The sequence below is a fragment of the Yersinia sp. 2545 StPb PI genome (assembly GCF_052217125.1).
Taxonomy (GTDB): domain Bacteria; phylum Pseudomonadota; class Gammaproteobacteria; order Enterobacterales; family Enterobacteriaceae; genus Yersinia; species Yersinia enterocolitica_E.
Window position 1 is genome coordinate 1,403,736 of sequence record NZ_JAZGPY010000001.1, and the last position, 12,461, is coordinate 1,416,196.

Here is a 12,461-nt window from a genome sequence, read left to right on the forward strand (position 1 = left end):
AGGCATGTCGTCATATTCCAAGGTGTAGGTGTGTTGGCTGCCCTCGCTTACCCGAATCACTTACTTGTGTAAGCTCATCGGGATTATCTCGGTTGCCGCCTTCCTACGCCTCGAAATCTATTGGGTATAGGCATGTCGTCATATTTCAAGGTGTAGGTGTATTGGTTGTTCTCGCAATCAAGCGGTTATCCATGCAATTTTCAATGTTAATGTGCTTTTCATTATTCGGTTATCATTCAACTGATGTATTGCTGCTGATTTGTCGCGGGCTTCATGGCAAACTAGGGGATAGATAATGATTTTTCGCACCGTTGTTGGAGAATACCTTGGACAAGATTTTCGTCGATGAAGCAGTAAATGAACTGCACACCATTCAGGATATGCTGCGCTGGGCAGTTAGCCGGTTTAATGCGGCCAATATTTTTTATGGTCACGGTACTGATAATCCGTGGGACGAAGCAGTACAACTGGTTTTCCCAAGCCTATTTTTACCGATAGATATCCCTGAGGATATGCGCAGTGCGCGCCTGACGTCGAGCGAGCGGCACCGTATTGTCGAACGGGTGATCCGCCGGGTTAACGAGCGAATTCCGGTTGCTTATCTGACCAATAAAGCTTGGTTCTGCGGTATGGAATATTATGTTGATGAGCGTGTATTGGTGCCACGTTCACCGATAGCTGAATTGATTAATAACAGCTTTGATGGTCTGATCAGACACCAGCCTAAGCATATTCTGGATATGTGTACCGGTAGTGGTTGTATTGCTATTGCTTGTGCCTATGCCTTCCCAGACGCTGAAGTGGATGCTGTTGATATCTCTAATGATGTTCTGGCAGTAACTGAACATAATATTCAACAGCATGAGATGGAACATCAGGTCACACCGATTCGCTCTGACCTGTTCCGTGATTTACCGCCAATCAAATATGACTTGATTGTCACTAATCCACCGTATGTTGATGCCGAAGATATGGCCGACTTACCGCAGGAGTTCCGCTTCGAGCCTGAACTTGGGTTGGCTGCTGGCAGCGATGGCTTGAAACTGGCTCGCCGTATTCTGGCTTGCGCCCCGGACTTCTTGCAAGATGATGGCGTGTTGATTTGCGAAGTGGGCAACAGCATGGTGCATTTGATGGACATATATCCTGATGTGCCTTTCACCTGGCTGGAGTTCGACAACGGCGGTGATGGCGTATTTATGCTGACCAAACAGCAACTGATTGACTGCGCTCCGCATTTTAGTATGTACCGCGATTAATCGATCTCTGCTTATAAAGTCTGTCAGTGTGATAAATATCATGCTGGCAGATTGTTTATGACTAAATGGTAAGGAGCCGTGATGGCTGGCAACAGTATTGGGCAGTTTTTCCGCGTCACCACTTTTGGTGAATCTCACGGCATCGCCTTGGGGTGTATTATTGATGGCGTCCCGCCGGGCATTCCAATCACTGAAGCTGACATTCAGTTGGATCTCGACCGGCGTCGCCCGGGTACCTCACGCTATACCACTCAACGCCGCGAGCCGGATCAGGTGCGTATTTTATCTGGCGTGTTTGAGGGAGTAACCACCGGTACCAGCATCGGGTTGATGATTGAGAATACTGACCAGCGGTCACAGGATTACAGCACGATTAAAGATGTCTTCCGCCCAGGCCATGCTGACTATACCTACGAACAAAAATACGGCGTGCGTGACTATCGGGGAGGGGGCCGTTCTTCAGCCCGTGAAACCGCGATGCGTGTTGCCGCCGGTGCCATTGCTAAAAAGTATCTGGCGCAGAAATTCGGGGTGCAGGTGCGTGGCTATCTGGCACAAATTGGCGATATTAGTTGTGATTTGATTGATTGGGATTTGGTTGAACAAAATCCGTTCTTCTGTCCAGATGCCAGTAAGTTGGAGCCGCTGGATGCGCTGATGCGTGAACTGAAAAAAGCCGGTGACTCTATTGGAGCCAAAATTACCGTGGTCGCTGAACACGTGCCGGTTGGTTTGGGTGAACCAGTATTTGACCGTTTAGATGCAGATTTGGCCCATGCGCTGATGAGTATCAATGCGGTGAAAGGGGTGGAAATCGGTGATGGTTTTGCTGTTGTTACTAAGCGTGGTAGTGAAAACCGTGATGAGATTACCCCACAAGGTTTCCAGAGCAATCATGCCGGGGGCATTTTAGGCGGCATCAGCAGCGGGCAACCGGTTGTGGCCCATATCGCCTTGAAACCGACATCCAGCATTATGGTACCAGGGCAAACCATTAACCGGCAGGGTGAGGCGGTTGAGATGGTTACCCGTGGTCGCCATGACCCTTGTGTCGGTATTCGCGCCGTCCCTATTGCTGAGGCCATGATGGCTATTGTGTTAATGGATCACTTGCTGCGCCAGCGTGCACAGTGCGGTGATGTGGTTTCCGACGTTCCGCGCTGGTAGGCACAATGAACAAATGGATTGTGGGTGCAGTGGCACTTGCCGCTACCGTAGCACTCACCGCTATAGCCCCGGTCATGGCGGCGACGCCATGGCAACAGATAGCCAACCCGGTTGCAGGTTCTCCACAGTCGATTGGTGGTTTTGCCAACGGCTGCGTTATTGGTGCAATGCCTTTGCCGCTCCAATCGGCAGATTATCAGGTGATGCGCCCGGATCAGCGCCGTTATTTCGGTCATCCTGATTTACTGAACTTTATCCACCGTCTGAGTGCGCAGGCTGAGCAACATCGCCTGGGAACGGTATTGATTGGCGATATGGCAATGCCCGCCGGTGGGCGCTTTAGTAGTGGGCATGCCAGCCATCAATCTGGTCTGGATGTGGATATCTGGTTACAACTGCCAGTACAGCGCTGGAGCCAACAGCAATTGCTGAAACCGCAACCTGTTGATTTGGTGGCAGCCGACGGCAAACGGGTCGTCCCCGCACTGTGGCAACCTCAGGTCGAGAGCCTTATCAAGTTAGCGGCTAACGATAACGAAGTGACGCGTATTTTCGTCAATCCGGCGATTAAAAAGCAACTGTGTCTGGATGCCGGAACGGATCGTAATTGGTTGCATAAAGTGCGCCCGTGGTTCGGCCATCGTGCACATATGCATGTAAGATTGCGCTGCCCGGCAGATAGCCTGGAGTGTTTGGATCAAGACACGCCTCCTGCGGGGGATGGTTGTGGTGCAGAACTGGAAAGCTGGTTCCAGCCCCATCAACCGAGTGCTAAACCGGGTAAAACCTTACCCCCACCATTGCCGCCTTCATGTCAGGCTTTGTTGGATAACCATTTTGCTGCGGAATAAACTTTGATGTTTAATAGAATCCGTTAACATCGAATAAATCTGTCAAGGCCTCGCTATTGCGGGGCTTTGTGTTTATTGGCATCTAACAACATTGATTGACAGCGAATAATAAACCGGACAAGCTACCGGATAAATAAACGGTTATCCGGTGGCCTCATGAAGTTAACTGATACCAAAGCCCGCAACGCTAAACCTCAAGAAAAAGCCTATCAATTGCAGGATGGTAACGGCCTGTACTTGGATGTGCGCCCCTCGGGTGTAAAGACATGGCGTTATCGCTACTGGATCACGCCTACAAAGGACGGACGCTACACTATCGGGAGTTACCCTGCCGTATCGTTGGCCGAAGCTCGTCGATTGCGTGAGTGGGCTAGGGAGCAGGTAAAAAACGGCATCGCCCCCAAGGAAGCCAAGGCAGTTGAGCGGGATATCGCAAAAGCTGAGAACGCCAATACATTCGAAATAGTGGCAAAAGAATGGTTGGATAAAAAAGGGGAGCATTGGGCCAAAAATTCAAAAAATCAGATCACTGGTTTTATGTATAACGATATTTTCCCCGCTATTGGCGCTATGCCTATGCGGGAAATTAACGCCTCTCATATATTAAAAATAATTAGAGACCTTGAGAGTCGGGGCGCTAAATCCGTAGCGGTTAAAGTACGGCAGTGGTGCTCTGCTGTTTTTTGCTATGGCGTAGCGACATTACGCGCAGACTCCGATCCGGCCGCGGCATTAAGGGGGGCTATTATAGTCCCTAAAACCGAACATTCTAGACCGCTCACTGGTGATGAGTTACGTGATTATTATTTGCGTCTTGATAGCTCCACCGGTAACCAAGCGACTATTATAGCGCTAAGAATCTTACCGCTAGTATTTGTTAGACAAGCTGAATTACGTTCGGCTGAATGGTCACATATTGATTTTGATAATGCGGAATGGGTTATTCCCCCGGAACTAATGAAAATGGGGCGAATGCATAGGGTGCCATTGTCGGCCCCAGTAATATCCCTGCTAAATGAATTGAAGAAAATTACGGGTAATAGGCGTTGGTTGTTCCCCAATACCAGGCTAAACAACACTTACATGGGAGCATCCACTTTAAATAGGGCTATTGTGCAGTTGGGATACGCTCGTACGGTGATAACAACTCACGATTTCCGCGCTACAGCTTCAACCAGGTTGCATGAAATGGGATATCGGCATGAAGTTATCGAGCGGCAGCTAGCACACGTTGAAAAAAACCGTGTGTCAGCCGCATACAATCACGCCGAGTACATGCCAGAGAGACGGCAGTTAATGGAAGAGTGGGGCCAGTGGGTTACTGGCCTGCTTGCTTCTGATTCTCCACAATAAGGTTATCAATCCATTCCTGAATCACCGTTGACGGCCAACGAGAGTTGCGCCCGTCTTTAACTGGTTTTGGGAATGTCCCTTCTTTGATGCGCAGGTAGATGGTTGTGCGGTCATACCCTACAGCCTTTTCTACCCGTTCAATTGTTAATAATTCACATGTAATCATAATTAGCCGCCTTGCTTATCTGCAGGGTAAAACACTGGTGAACACTCTGACGTATAGCCCGCCTGCCGGATCGCTATAGAGCACATAGCAATGGCGGCGTTGAAATGGTTCGCGGCGTTCAGATCCTCACCCTCAAGCCCTTCGATATCTATCATGGGAGGGAGCTTAACCGGCGTTTTTATTGCCGCTTGCCACCACGTCCAGCCTAAGTCTGTTCTATAACTGGCGTAACCGTTGCCGAGGCGGGTTAAATCAAGACCGCCTACGTAGTGACAACGTTTTTCAAACTGCTGACGGTTGCTCATCTGCGCATACCTCCATAACAAAATCAGTGATAGTGGCTTCACCCATTGCCGCCCACCAGTGCCAATGCCCGTAGCAATCAGCTTCGTCTTCTGCCTCAGTAACCCGCTCGAATGGTTCACCGTTCCACTTGCCTGTACATTTAAATTTCACGGCTTCACCTCCACGAAGCAATAATAGCGGCCACCGTTATGCAATTTATCAATCTCACCATCTTTGATGCCTTGCTTCATGGCCCGTCCAGCATAGATATACGAGGCTGATGTGGGGTTAATCGATGGCTCATCGCGGTACGCTTCAACAGCGCAGGCAACATGCCACCGAGAAAATCCGTATGTGACAGTCATTAAACTTTTGAGCTGTAGCATCGTTGGATTATTGGTTTTAATCATTTCCATTTTCACACCGCCCCTATCGCTTTCTGAACCACTCGAAAGCCCTTTTTACGGGGCTGATTAATCGACTTGAAACTTACCGGTGCTACCTTTGGCCTGGCTGGTGGCGCTTCATTTATCCCGTTTCGGATGCGGTACTTTGCTTTGGCTGACCAGTTAAGGTATTTAGTCCAGTCGCACCCATCGTCAACAATCACAGTGGCCCGCACTTCGGTGTCATGGATATCGGCTTGCTTACCCATTGGTAGCCCCCTTGCGATATCCTGCGTCATAAAGCATCTCAAGGTACTGTCGAACGCTGGTGGTATCAGGCGCATTGACATACATGACGTGCATTTCATCGACCGCTATATCTCTTTCGGTGGCTTCCTGTGCTGCAATGCTTTCATTCAGACGGTAACCGGCTGCCAATAATGCTTTAGCGATTTTGCCCGGAAGTGGGTTTACCGAATAGAATTCGTCAACCAACACACCAAGTTCAAATTTAAGCACTCCATCCAACGTTTCCGGCCAGACATCTGGAGGTAGAAAATCCATGCAGTGGTTACCGATAATGTTCATCGTCAAATCAGTAATTTCATCCGCACCGCGTTCTGGTTTACGGTAGTGAGCTACCCAAATAGCGGTTGTGATATCACCTGGATCACTGCCGGCTGATTTGATGATGCTAGCCAGTTCGAATACGTTGCTTTCTACCATTGCATATCCTCCCCCAGTTCACTGGCCACCGCTTCCGGCCCCATATCCTGAATCATTTCACCGAACCGATTAAGGCAAGCATTAATCCACTGAATACCGCGAGGCTTTAGGGTGGCAATTGTTCCCCAATTAACGAAATAGCCTCTTGGTGTTTTTTCCATTTCCTTCCAGTCTAAAATGGAGTGGTAGCGCTTTATTCGCCGCTCCGCTGACGTCTCATTACCTTCAAGGTATGTACCAATAAAACCGCGTAACGAGGTGCGGTCTATGGCAAAGTCCCCGTACTTATGGCGATATACGGGTCGGCGATGTTTTGCAATCTGGTGATACATATAGGCTTCGCAAATTAAGTTCAAAACAAATTGTTCATAATCACAAAGTCGTTTTTGTTGGATTTTTGTCATTACCGTTTCACCTCAGCCAGAACCACCTTATAGGCATGCATGATCAGCGGCGTACGTCCGGTAATAACGGTTGTGCGACGAATGAAGCCTTTATTTTTTGTCTGAACACTGCCGATACGCAGCAAAACAGCATCCACGCAGCGGTTATGCTGGCGAACATAAGGCAACCAGCTAGTAAGTGTCAGTGATGCAGTTACGCCATGATCGATATAGCTGATATTCATTGCGCTTTCTCCCCATCGTTATTTCCAGATTTCAGGCGCAAGGTGAAGCCGCCAAACACTGGATGCTGCCATCGTTTAAGTTTGCCGGTGGGTGGTGTGGACTCATCAAGCAAGGCTTGAGCTGCCGACATAAACGAATCACGGTGAATCAGTAAATGGCCTCGATCACCATTGGTAAGTCGTGTCGGTAACTTCGAGAACGTAGTCAATCGGCGGCAGGCATCATCTGATAACCCACAAGCCCACGACAGATCAGACACAAGGGCATATTCAGACTGTTCACCAACTGGTGCTTGGTGATTTATCTGCAAGGTTTCTGGTGCTGGTGGTGCGATAGCTGCAATCGGTTCGGCTACTGGCTGATACTTTTGAATACCAACAATATCGATCACCGCTTTCATGGTTGCCGATGCGGTTGCCTCAGCCACAACGCGAGCCAGGGAAAGAATGTCATTGTTCATGCTGTTTTCCTGGGGTGCTGGCTGTACTGCGATGCGTGGTTGCTCCAGTTCTTCCTTCATAGCTCGCCATTGTTTAACCATCGACATACGACGGAGGGCGTCATAGCCAGTCGAAAGGCATTGCGAGTGTTCAAAGTCAAGAAAGTATTCCCAGGCATTAGGATTAGTCATATCGTAATGAACGCAACTAACCCCTTGATTCGTAAGGTTGAGCAGATTTGCGCTACGGATGTAGTCCTTCTCTTCGCCCCCGTAAAGCTGCACAAGCATGACGCGAATATCACGACAGACTTCTTTGTGTTCTTTAAGGACTACCACCGCTATTTCACGGCTTCCCATCATTGGATTATTGCTATTGGTGCTAATTAACTGACTCATTTTGTTAGTCCTCATTATCCTGAATAAACCCGCTATGCACCGAAGTGGCCTTTTCATTAGCAATCAGAACGCACTGTTCAAATTCTTCCGCTGTTACCCGTTGCCGTAATGCTTGAATCAAAAAGTGGTCTTTCGAAATATGCAGATTGATATTCCTTTCTTTTTCCTTCTGCCTTAAAACAGATAGCTGCCCGCAAATCTGAGTCCTGATCCAATGCCACGTTTTATGTGCGGTAGTGGCTCGGATATACCAATCACTGGCCTTATCACTGGCTTTAGTTAGTTGTGACTCAATTCTTTCCAGAGTGGCGTTAGCAACATTCAATGCCTCAAGGTGGTCTGTAATCGTCAGTAGCGACCCAACATCAATGCGCTCCTGGTTGTTTGCTTTGCTTATCCCCATCACTTACACCCCCAATTCTTTGTTGTATCTCTGGTGGCTCATAGCCTCCCAGTGCTGCCCGCCGTCTTTCGATAACAACCGCCAGCGGTGTGTAATGCGTAGAGACAGATAGCCATGCTGATACGTGCGGCGAGGGCGAACGGCTCCACGGCGGTACCGGTTTAAAATCTGAGTGGCCCCGATGTAGATCCGAAGCGGGATGCGGTTACCTGATAGCGTCATGATTTCACCGCGCTGGTGGCTGGCTTGTCAGATACGCCGATCGACTCTTCTATCAGGTCATCCATGAATGCATGCCCCATGGAGGACATGCCGCCCATTTTCTTTAAGCAGGATTGATAGAGGGCCAGAACGCTTGTATTAGCTGTGACTTTCCCTTGCCCCTCGATCGCCACCAACTCGAATTGCTCCAGCGCGCGGGTTAATACCTCAGCGGTCAATTGAACTGAGATGATTTTCCCCTTGGATGATTTTTTAATTACGCAGGTGCTGCCTGTTTTCCGCTGCAATGAATCCAGCTTTGCGGCTACCAGTCGGTTGCGATATCTGCCAATTAATTCAAGATTACTCATATTCGAATTACCTTATTTTTCGGCCTTTAGGTGTGGGGAGTCCTAACCCGAAGGCCATAGTTAATATTTTTTTAGCTATTACTTAATTAATAAGGTTTGGTTTTCATCAGCTCAATGTGCTGGCTTGACCACTTCTCATATTTCTTTTGCCATTTAAGCATTTCGCGTTGCTTGGCTAACAGGCGACGAATGCGGCGCATACAGCGATTATGTGAGGCTATATATCTTGGTGATGGCTCACCTCTTTCCCAGTGAATGCAGCCATCCACTTGTGTGTATTTTTCGCCAACCCGAGATTTAACACCTGCGCGTTTAAATACTTTTTCAGTCATGAAGTGAGCGAGACGATTAATCGCAGTTTCACGGCTAAGGCATTTCTTACGGCGACCATGACGCATAACGAAATAAACAGGTTCCGGTCTTAATTGAAATGCAACCTCGACACCACCATCATCAATTAAATCGAATTCCCACTCTTCGAATCTGGCTGGGTCAACTTTATCAATTTTCATTTGTTAGTGACTCCTTATTTCTTGACTGTAAATAACGCGCCCTATAATCATAAGTTCGATGAGACTATCACTTGCAATTTCGAAACTTTGATAGAACTGATTGGACGGTAGAACCCAAACATTATTACGGATGAATTGGAGCCGCTTAATCATGAAAATACCATCAAGAAAGAAAGCAAAAATTCCATCTTCAAAATAACGCATTGGTGTTGTATCGATAATGACCTTATCGCGACACTCAATTTCACCTGTCATTGTGTCGTCGGGCATTACCACCATGAATCTGTTTTGCTCGATTGGAGTAAACAGGTTCATGTCATAAGTGCCGCGAGTTCTCTGGATCGGCATAATTTGATTATGAATTACTGGCGTTAAATTACTCATGATTCAACTCCTTGTTCATTTTTCGCGTCATGCTCTTCGAACTGCACGATGTTATGTACCGCCTCAGCCCACCAATACACCTGCAACCGTTGCTGCTCGTTCTCAATCAAAGGAATAACAACTGTCAGCAAATGAAGCAGACCTGCTTTGACGCGTAATAAGCGAGTGCGAGATACATTCTCGCTGGTGTCAGGGATTGGCTTACCACGGCTGCCCATCAGTTCAGCAATCAGGGCCTGAGTCTCTTTGTATGAAGGTGGGTAGATATCATCCTCATCAAGGAGCTGCATGATGCTGGTGAGCTGAATGTTGCTTAACCGGCGCTCAGTTGCCCCCAAGAGAACAATGGCCGATGCTTTATCAAGGCTCTCAGCTTCACCACACCATGACAGCTTGAGCAAATTACCATCGACGGCTAATGCGCTAAATTCAACACGGTATTTTTTAAGCATTGCATACCCCCTGTGAGGGAATACGACCCGCGAATGAAATAACATAATTACTTATCAATTTCCGCCGCGCTTCTTTATAGCTACTGGCAGTTACACGCTTCATTACGGGCTTGGCTTTAACATCAGAGCGTTTAATAGCTGCAAAAATAAATACCGTTAGTATTGAATTAATTTCAAGTTTATTAATACTAACTAGTGTGTTTTTAATAATTGGATGCTGGTTTGCTATTGGTTTAGCTTTCTCAGCTATTTTATTAATTTTTATCATTTAACTCACCTATGGAACATGAAATTGATTTTCTTAATTGTTCATTAGATTTAATAATCTCCAATGCTTCGGTATTAATTTCTTCAAAGGAAGAAAATGCACATACTAAAATTAAGAACTCACCAACTCTTTTGTAAATAGCAAAAATAGCTGGTTCATCCAGTAAGTTGGTGACTAGTTGGAACTTGCATTCTTCCTTTGTTCGACGGTAATGAGCAAACAAATCTTTATTATCTACAATTGGAAAGTTGTGATATTCGCCTGGCGAAACACGAAGAGTGATGGATTCGCATTCGATAATAGACCCACGTATTGCAATGCTGCTTTTTGGGTTGCTCATTTTTTTTCACCTGTTGTTAACTGATGAAATGAAGATTACTCATTTCGTTGTATTATGTAAACAACAAAATGAGTTTTATTTTAAAGTTAACATTAATTCGTTGTATTTTATTGAGAATTATTTTTAACGTAGTTTGTGCGTGTTTTATTGAAGCTGACCACTTTTGCTTAAGAGGTCGCTATTTGAATGCTGATTGAGGATATGAAGAGCAAAAAAGAGGCCGCGCATGCGACCTTGATCTAGTGTGAAGCAGATTTATAGCAGACGCAATTTGGTTTCTATAGCTACACCTATAATTTTGCAATTGCCATTAATTGGAACTAAGGGCCATGCTGGGTTCAGTCCTTTAAGGTAACGTTGCCCCCCATCAATGACTAATTTTTTGAATGTCGCTTCATTAGAATCTTCCATTTTAGCGATCACTAAATTCCCATTAGATGCCTCACGTCCGGTATCAAAAAGGACAAAAGTCCCTTCAGGTACGCTTAGTCCAATAGGAGCAGTCATTGAGTCACCACTTACTTCCAACCAGAATGCATCGCCTTGTATATGCGCATCAGACTCAAGCCAAAGATCAATATCCTTAAGGCTGTAAGCTTCAATAGCCTCCCCCCATGCGCCAGCTTGAACGCTGCTAATTACTGGGTATCGATATCCTGGGGTATGGGTGCCTACAAAAGAAACATTGCTACCTTCGCTCCCAGTGAGTAGGTAATCAGGATCGCACTGAAGAGCTTTAGCTAGTTCGTGCAAATATCGAGGGCGCTTAGTTCGTCCTGTTTCTACAGAGACAATGCCTTGTTGTGTCGTTCCAGCTAATTCAGCAAGTTCTGATTGTGTAAGCCCCAGCTCTAGCCTTCTTTGTTTAATCCTTTCCGCCAATGACATTTTTAACCCCCTCCATATTTATGCTAAGCATCATACAACAAGCGTTGTAATTGACAAACAACAAATTGTGTATTTAAATACTGCAAACGTTGTATTTGACTGAGGTTATATGTCTATTTCACTTCGATTGAAGGAACTGCGGCTAGAGCGAGGCTTAACACAGCATCAACTCGCTGTTCTTTCAGGGGTTAAGCAGCAAACTATTCAGCGAATTGAGTCGGGTACATCTCACCGACCCAGGCATCTCCTTGAAATTTCCGAGGCGTTAGGGTGTTCGCCTCATTGGTTGTTGAATGGCATCAAGAAAGATTTCTGATCTTTACGGAGATTAACTAATGAGTCCATCGGAGTTTATCCACAAACACATTTTAGTTGCGCTGGTGGCTGATGGCGTCCCTGACGTGATTGCTAGGGGGGGGCAGACGAAGGCGTCAAGCACTATCACAAACTCGCTCAGGCAAGTCGCAAGGGTGCCGCTTTCGACGATTGTTTGCGGGAAGCGCGTCTGTGGGTTCAGTTCAATTGTTCGAAAGCCGAACGCAAGCCGGGCCGGAAGCGGCAACCAAAGTCTCAGATTCAGCTCGGATTAGTTTAACGACGAGGGGCATTGATGGCTTATGAGCAGTTCGTCCAGGTAATCATGCCAACGGTGTTTTGTCCCGAGGATGGGAAGTGGATTCAGGAGCAGTTACAGCAATTGGCACCCTCGTTGCGCAGAAAGGTTGTCGTTAAGTATGCAGAGGCTTATCAGGTCGCGTTTTACACGGAGTCTGTTTCATACCGTCAAGAGAACAAAGCAAGGCATGAAGCTAATACGCGATTGAGATTGTTTGTGAAAAGCCACGGAAAAGCACTACAGGGTTACACGGTCAGTCCGCCGTTGGTAGTGAAGTAATAGCAGCCCCGAAGGTGTGGCGGCTTGAAGCAGTAAATTACACGCTGACTTGAAGGTGTCAGGTGTTAGCAGGTCGAGATTCTTTGT

24 protein-coding genes are annotated in these 12,461 nt (G+C 47.0%); 6 read left to right on the forward strand and 18 right to left on the reverse strand.

Annotated elements, in window-relative coordinates; all coding sequences use genetic code 11:
* Positions 1-326 precede the first annotated feature (326 nt).
* From prmB to V1955_RS06295, 4 genes are all read left to right on the forward strand, one after another.
* On the forward strand, positions 327-1,259 hold the full coding sequence (gene prmB, locus V1955_RS06280; protein WP_050084895.1) for a 50S ribosomal protein L3 N(5)-glutamine methyltransferase: 933 nt from the start codon (positions 327-329) through the stop codon (positions 1,257-1,259).
* A gap of 81 nt (positions 1,260-1,340) precedes the next feature.
* Positions 1,341-2,426: a chorismate synthase gene (gene aroC / locus V1955_RS06285; protein ID WP_005183428.1), complete on the forward strand. Its 1,086-nt coding sequence runs from the start codon at positions 1,341-1,343 to the stop codon at positions 2,424-2,426.
* A gap of 5 nt (positions 2,427-2,431) precedes the next feature.
* Positions 2,432-3,277: a penicillin-insensitive murein endopeptidase gene (gene mepA, locus V1955_RS06290; protein ID WP_420072863.1), complete on the forward strand. Its 846-nt coding sequence runs from the start codon at positions 2,432-2,434 to the stop codon at positions 3,275-3,277.
* Between the two features lie 156 nt (positions 3,278-3,433).
* A complete protein-coding gene (locus V1955_RS06295; protein ID WP_442820653.1) occupies positions 3,434-4,630 on the forward strand; it encodes a tyrosine-type recombinase/integrase in 1,197 nt (398 codons plus the stop codon).
* On the opposite strand, the gene V1955_RS06300 is transcribed toward V1955_RS06295, so the two are convergent.
* The 18 genes from V1955_RS06300 to V1955_RS06385 all read right to left on the reverse strand — a co-directional run bounded on the left by V1955_RS06300 (position 4,596) and on the right by V1955_RS06385 (position 11,479).
* Positions 4,596-4,796, reverse strand: a complete 201-nt coding sequence (locus tag V1955_RS06300) for a helix-turn-helix transcriptional regulator (protein ID WP_025377636.1) — start codon at positions 4,794-4,796, stop codon at positions 4,596-4,598. The genes V1955_RS06295 and V1955_RS06300 overlap by 35 nt on opposite strands.
* A 2-nt stretch (positions 4,797-4,798) precedes the next feature.
* Positions 4,799-5,101 (reverse strand): hypothetical protein, encoded by a 303-nt coding sequence (locus V1955_RS06305; protein WP_442820654.1) that lies wholly within the window; start codon positions 5,099-5,101, stop codon positions 4,799-4,801.
* Positions 5,079-5,252, reverse strand: a complete 174-nt coding sequence (locus V1955_RS06310; RefSeq protein ID WP_442820655.1) for a hypothetical protein — start codon at positions 5,250-5,252, stop codon at positions 5,079-5,081. The genes V1955_RS06305 and V1955_RS06310 overlap by 23 nt, the downstream gene beginning before the upstream one ends.
* Positions 5,249-5,497: a hypothetical protein gene (locus V1955_RS06315; protein ID WP_174634856.1), complete on the reverse strand. Its 249-nt coding sequence runs from the start codon at positions 5,495-5,497 to the stop codon at positions 5,249-5,251. The genes V1955_RS06310 and V1955_RS06315 overlap by 4 nt, the downstream gene beginning before the upstream one ends.
* A 2-nt stretch (positions 5,498-5,499) precedes the next feature.
* Positions 5,500-5,736, reverse strand: a complete 237-nt coding sequence (locus V1955_RS06320) for a hypothetical protein (RefSeq protein ID WP_420072861.1) — start codon at positions 5,734-5,736, stop codon at positions 5,500-5,502.
* Positions 5,729-6,193, reverse strand: a complete 465-nt coding sequence (locus V1955_RS06325; RefSeq protein WP_442820656.1) for a hypothetical protein — start codon at positions 6,191-6,193, stop codon at positions 5,729-5,731. Before V1955_RS06325 ends, V1955_RS06320 begins: the two co-directional genes overlap by 8 nt.
* Entirely contained in the window at positions 6,187-6,597 is a 411-nt protein-coding gene (locus V1955_RS06330; RefSeq protein WP_442820657.1) for a hypothetical protein, read from the reverse strand. Before V1955_RS06330 ends, V1955_RS06325 begins: the two co-directional genes overlap by 7 nt.
* The gene (locus tag V1955_RS06335; protein ID WP_083159322.1) at positions 6,597-6,821 is read right to left on the reverse strand and encodes a hypothetical protein; all 225 of its coding nucleotides are present in this window, start codon (positions 6,819-6,821) and stop codon (positions 6,597-6,599) included. The genes V1955_RS06330 and V1955_RS06335 overlap by 1 nt, the downstream gene beginning before the upstream one ends.
* Positions 6,818-7,660: a Rha family transcriptional regulator gene (locus V1955_RS06340; protein ID WP_442820658.1), complete on the reverse strand. Its 843-nt coding sequence runs from the start codon at positions 7,658-7,660 to the stop codon at positions 6,818-6,820. The genes V1955_RS06335 and V1955_RS06340 overlap by 4 nt, the downstream gene beginning before the upstream one ends.
* Before the next feature lie 4 nt (positions 7,661-7,664).
* Entirely contained in the window at positions 7,665-8,063 is a 399-nt protein-coding gene (locus tag V1955_RS06345; protein WP_226715673.1) for a hypothetical protein, read from the reverse strand.
* A gap of 3 nt (positions 8,064-8,066) precedes the next feature.
* Complete coding sequence (locus tag V1955_RS06350; RefSeq protein WP_049611557.1) at positions 8,067-8,285, reverse strand: ParE family toxin-like protein; 219 nt, start codon at positions 8,283-8,285, stop codon at positions 8,067-8,069.
* Positions 8,282-8,635: a hypothetical protein gene (locus tag V1955_RS06355; protein ID WP_442820659.1), complete on the reverse strand. Its 354-nt coding sequence runs from the start codon at positions 8,633-8,635 to the stop codon at positions 8,282-8,284. Before V1955_RS06355 ends, V1955_RS06350 begins: the two co-directional genes overlap by 4 nt.
* A gap of 86 nt (positions 8,636-8,721) precedes the next feature.
* Complete coding sequence (locus V1955_RS06360; protein WP_442820660.1) at positions 8,722-9,147, reverse strand: hypothetical protein; 426 nt, start codon at positions 9,145-9,147, stop codon at positions 8,722-8,724.
* A gap of 3 nt (positions 9,148-9,150) precedes the next feature.
* The gene (locus tag V1955_RS06365; RefSeq protein ID WP_442820661.1) at positions 9,151-9,531 is read right to left on the reverse strand and encodes a S24 family peptidase; all 381 of its coding nucleotides are present in this window, start codon (positions 9,529-9,531) and stop codon (positions 9,151-9,153) included.
* Complete coding sequence (locus V1955_RS06370; RefSeq protein ID WP_229765289.1) at positions 9,528-9,983, reverse strand: hypothetical protein; 456 nt, start codon at positions 9,981-9,983, stop codon at positions 9,528-9,530. The genes V1955_RS06365 and V1955_RS06370 overlap by 4 nt, the downstream gene beginning before the upstream one ends.
* Complete coding sequence (locus tag V1955_RS06375) at positions 9,976-10,251, reverse strand: host cell division inhibitor Icd-like protein (RefSeq protein ID WP_442820662.1); 276 nt, start codon at positions 10,249-10,251, stop codon at positions 9,976-9,978. The genes V1955_RS06370 and V1955_RS06375 overlap by 8 nt, the downstream gene beginning before the upstream one ends.
* Positions 10,238-10,591, reverse strand: coding sequence for a hypothetical protein (locus V1955_RS06380; protein WP_050156666.1), 354 nt, complete (start codon positions 10,589-10,591; stop codon positions 10,238-10,240). Before V1955_RS06380 ends, V1955_RS06375 begins: the two co-directional genes overlap by 14 nt.
* 255 nt (positions 10,592-10,846) lie before the next feature.
* Positions 10,847-11,479 (reverse strand): LexA family protein, encoded by a 633-nt coding sequence (locus V1955_RS06385; protein WP_050127340.1) that lies wholly within the window; start codon positions 11,477-11,479, stop codon positions 10,847-10,849.
* A 109-nt stretch (positions 11,480-11,588) separates the two neighbouring features.
* Between V1955_RS06385 and V1955_RS06390 the strand changes: the two genes are divergently transcribed.
* Positions 11,589-11,795, forward strand: a complete 207-nt coding sequence (locus tag V1955_RS06390) for a helix-turn-helix domain-containing protein (RefSeq protein WP_072079314.1) — start codon at positions 11,589-11,591, stop codon at positions 11,793-11,795.
* Between the two features lie 294 nt (positions 11,796-12,089).
* Positions 12,090-12,374 (forward strand): hypothetical protein, encoded by a 285-nt coding sequence (locus V1955_RS06395; protein ID WP_050127345.1) that lies wholly within the window; start codon positions 12,090-12,092, stop codon positions 12,372-12,374.
* Positions 12,375-12,461: the final 87 nt, after the last annotated feature.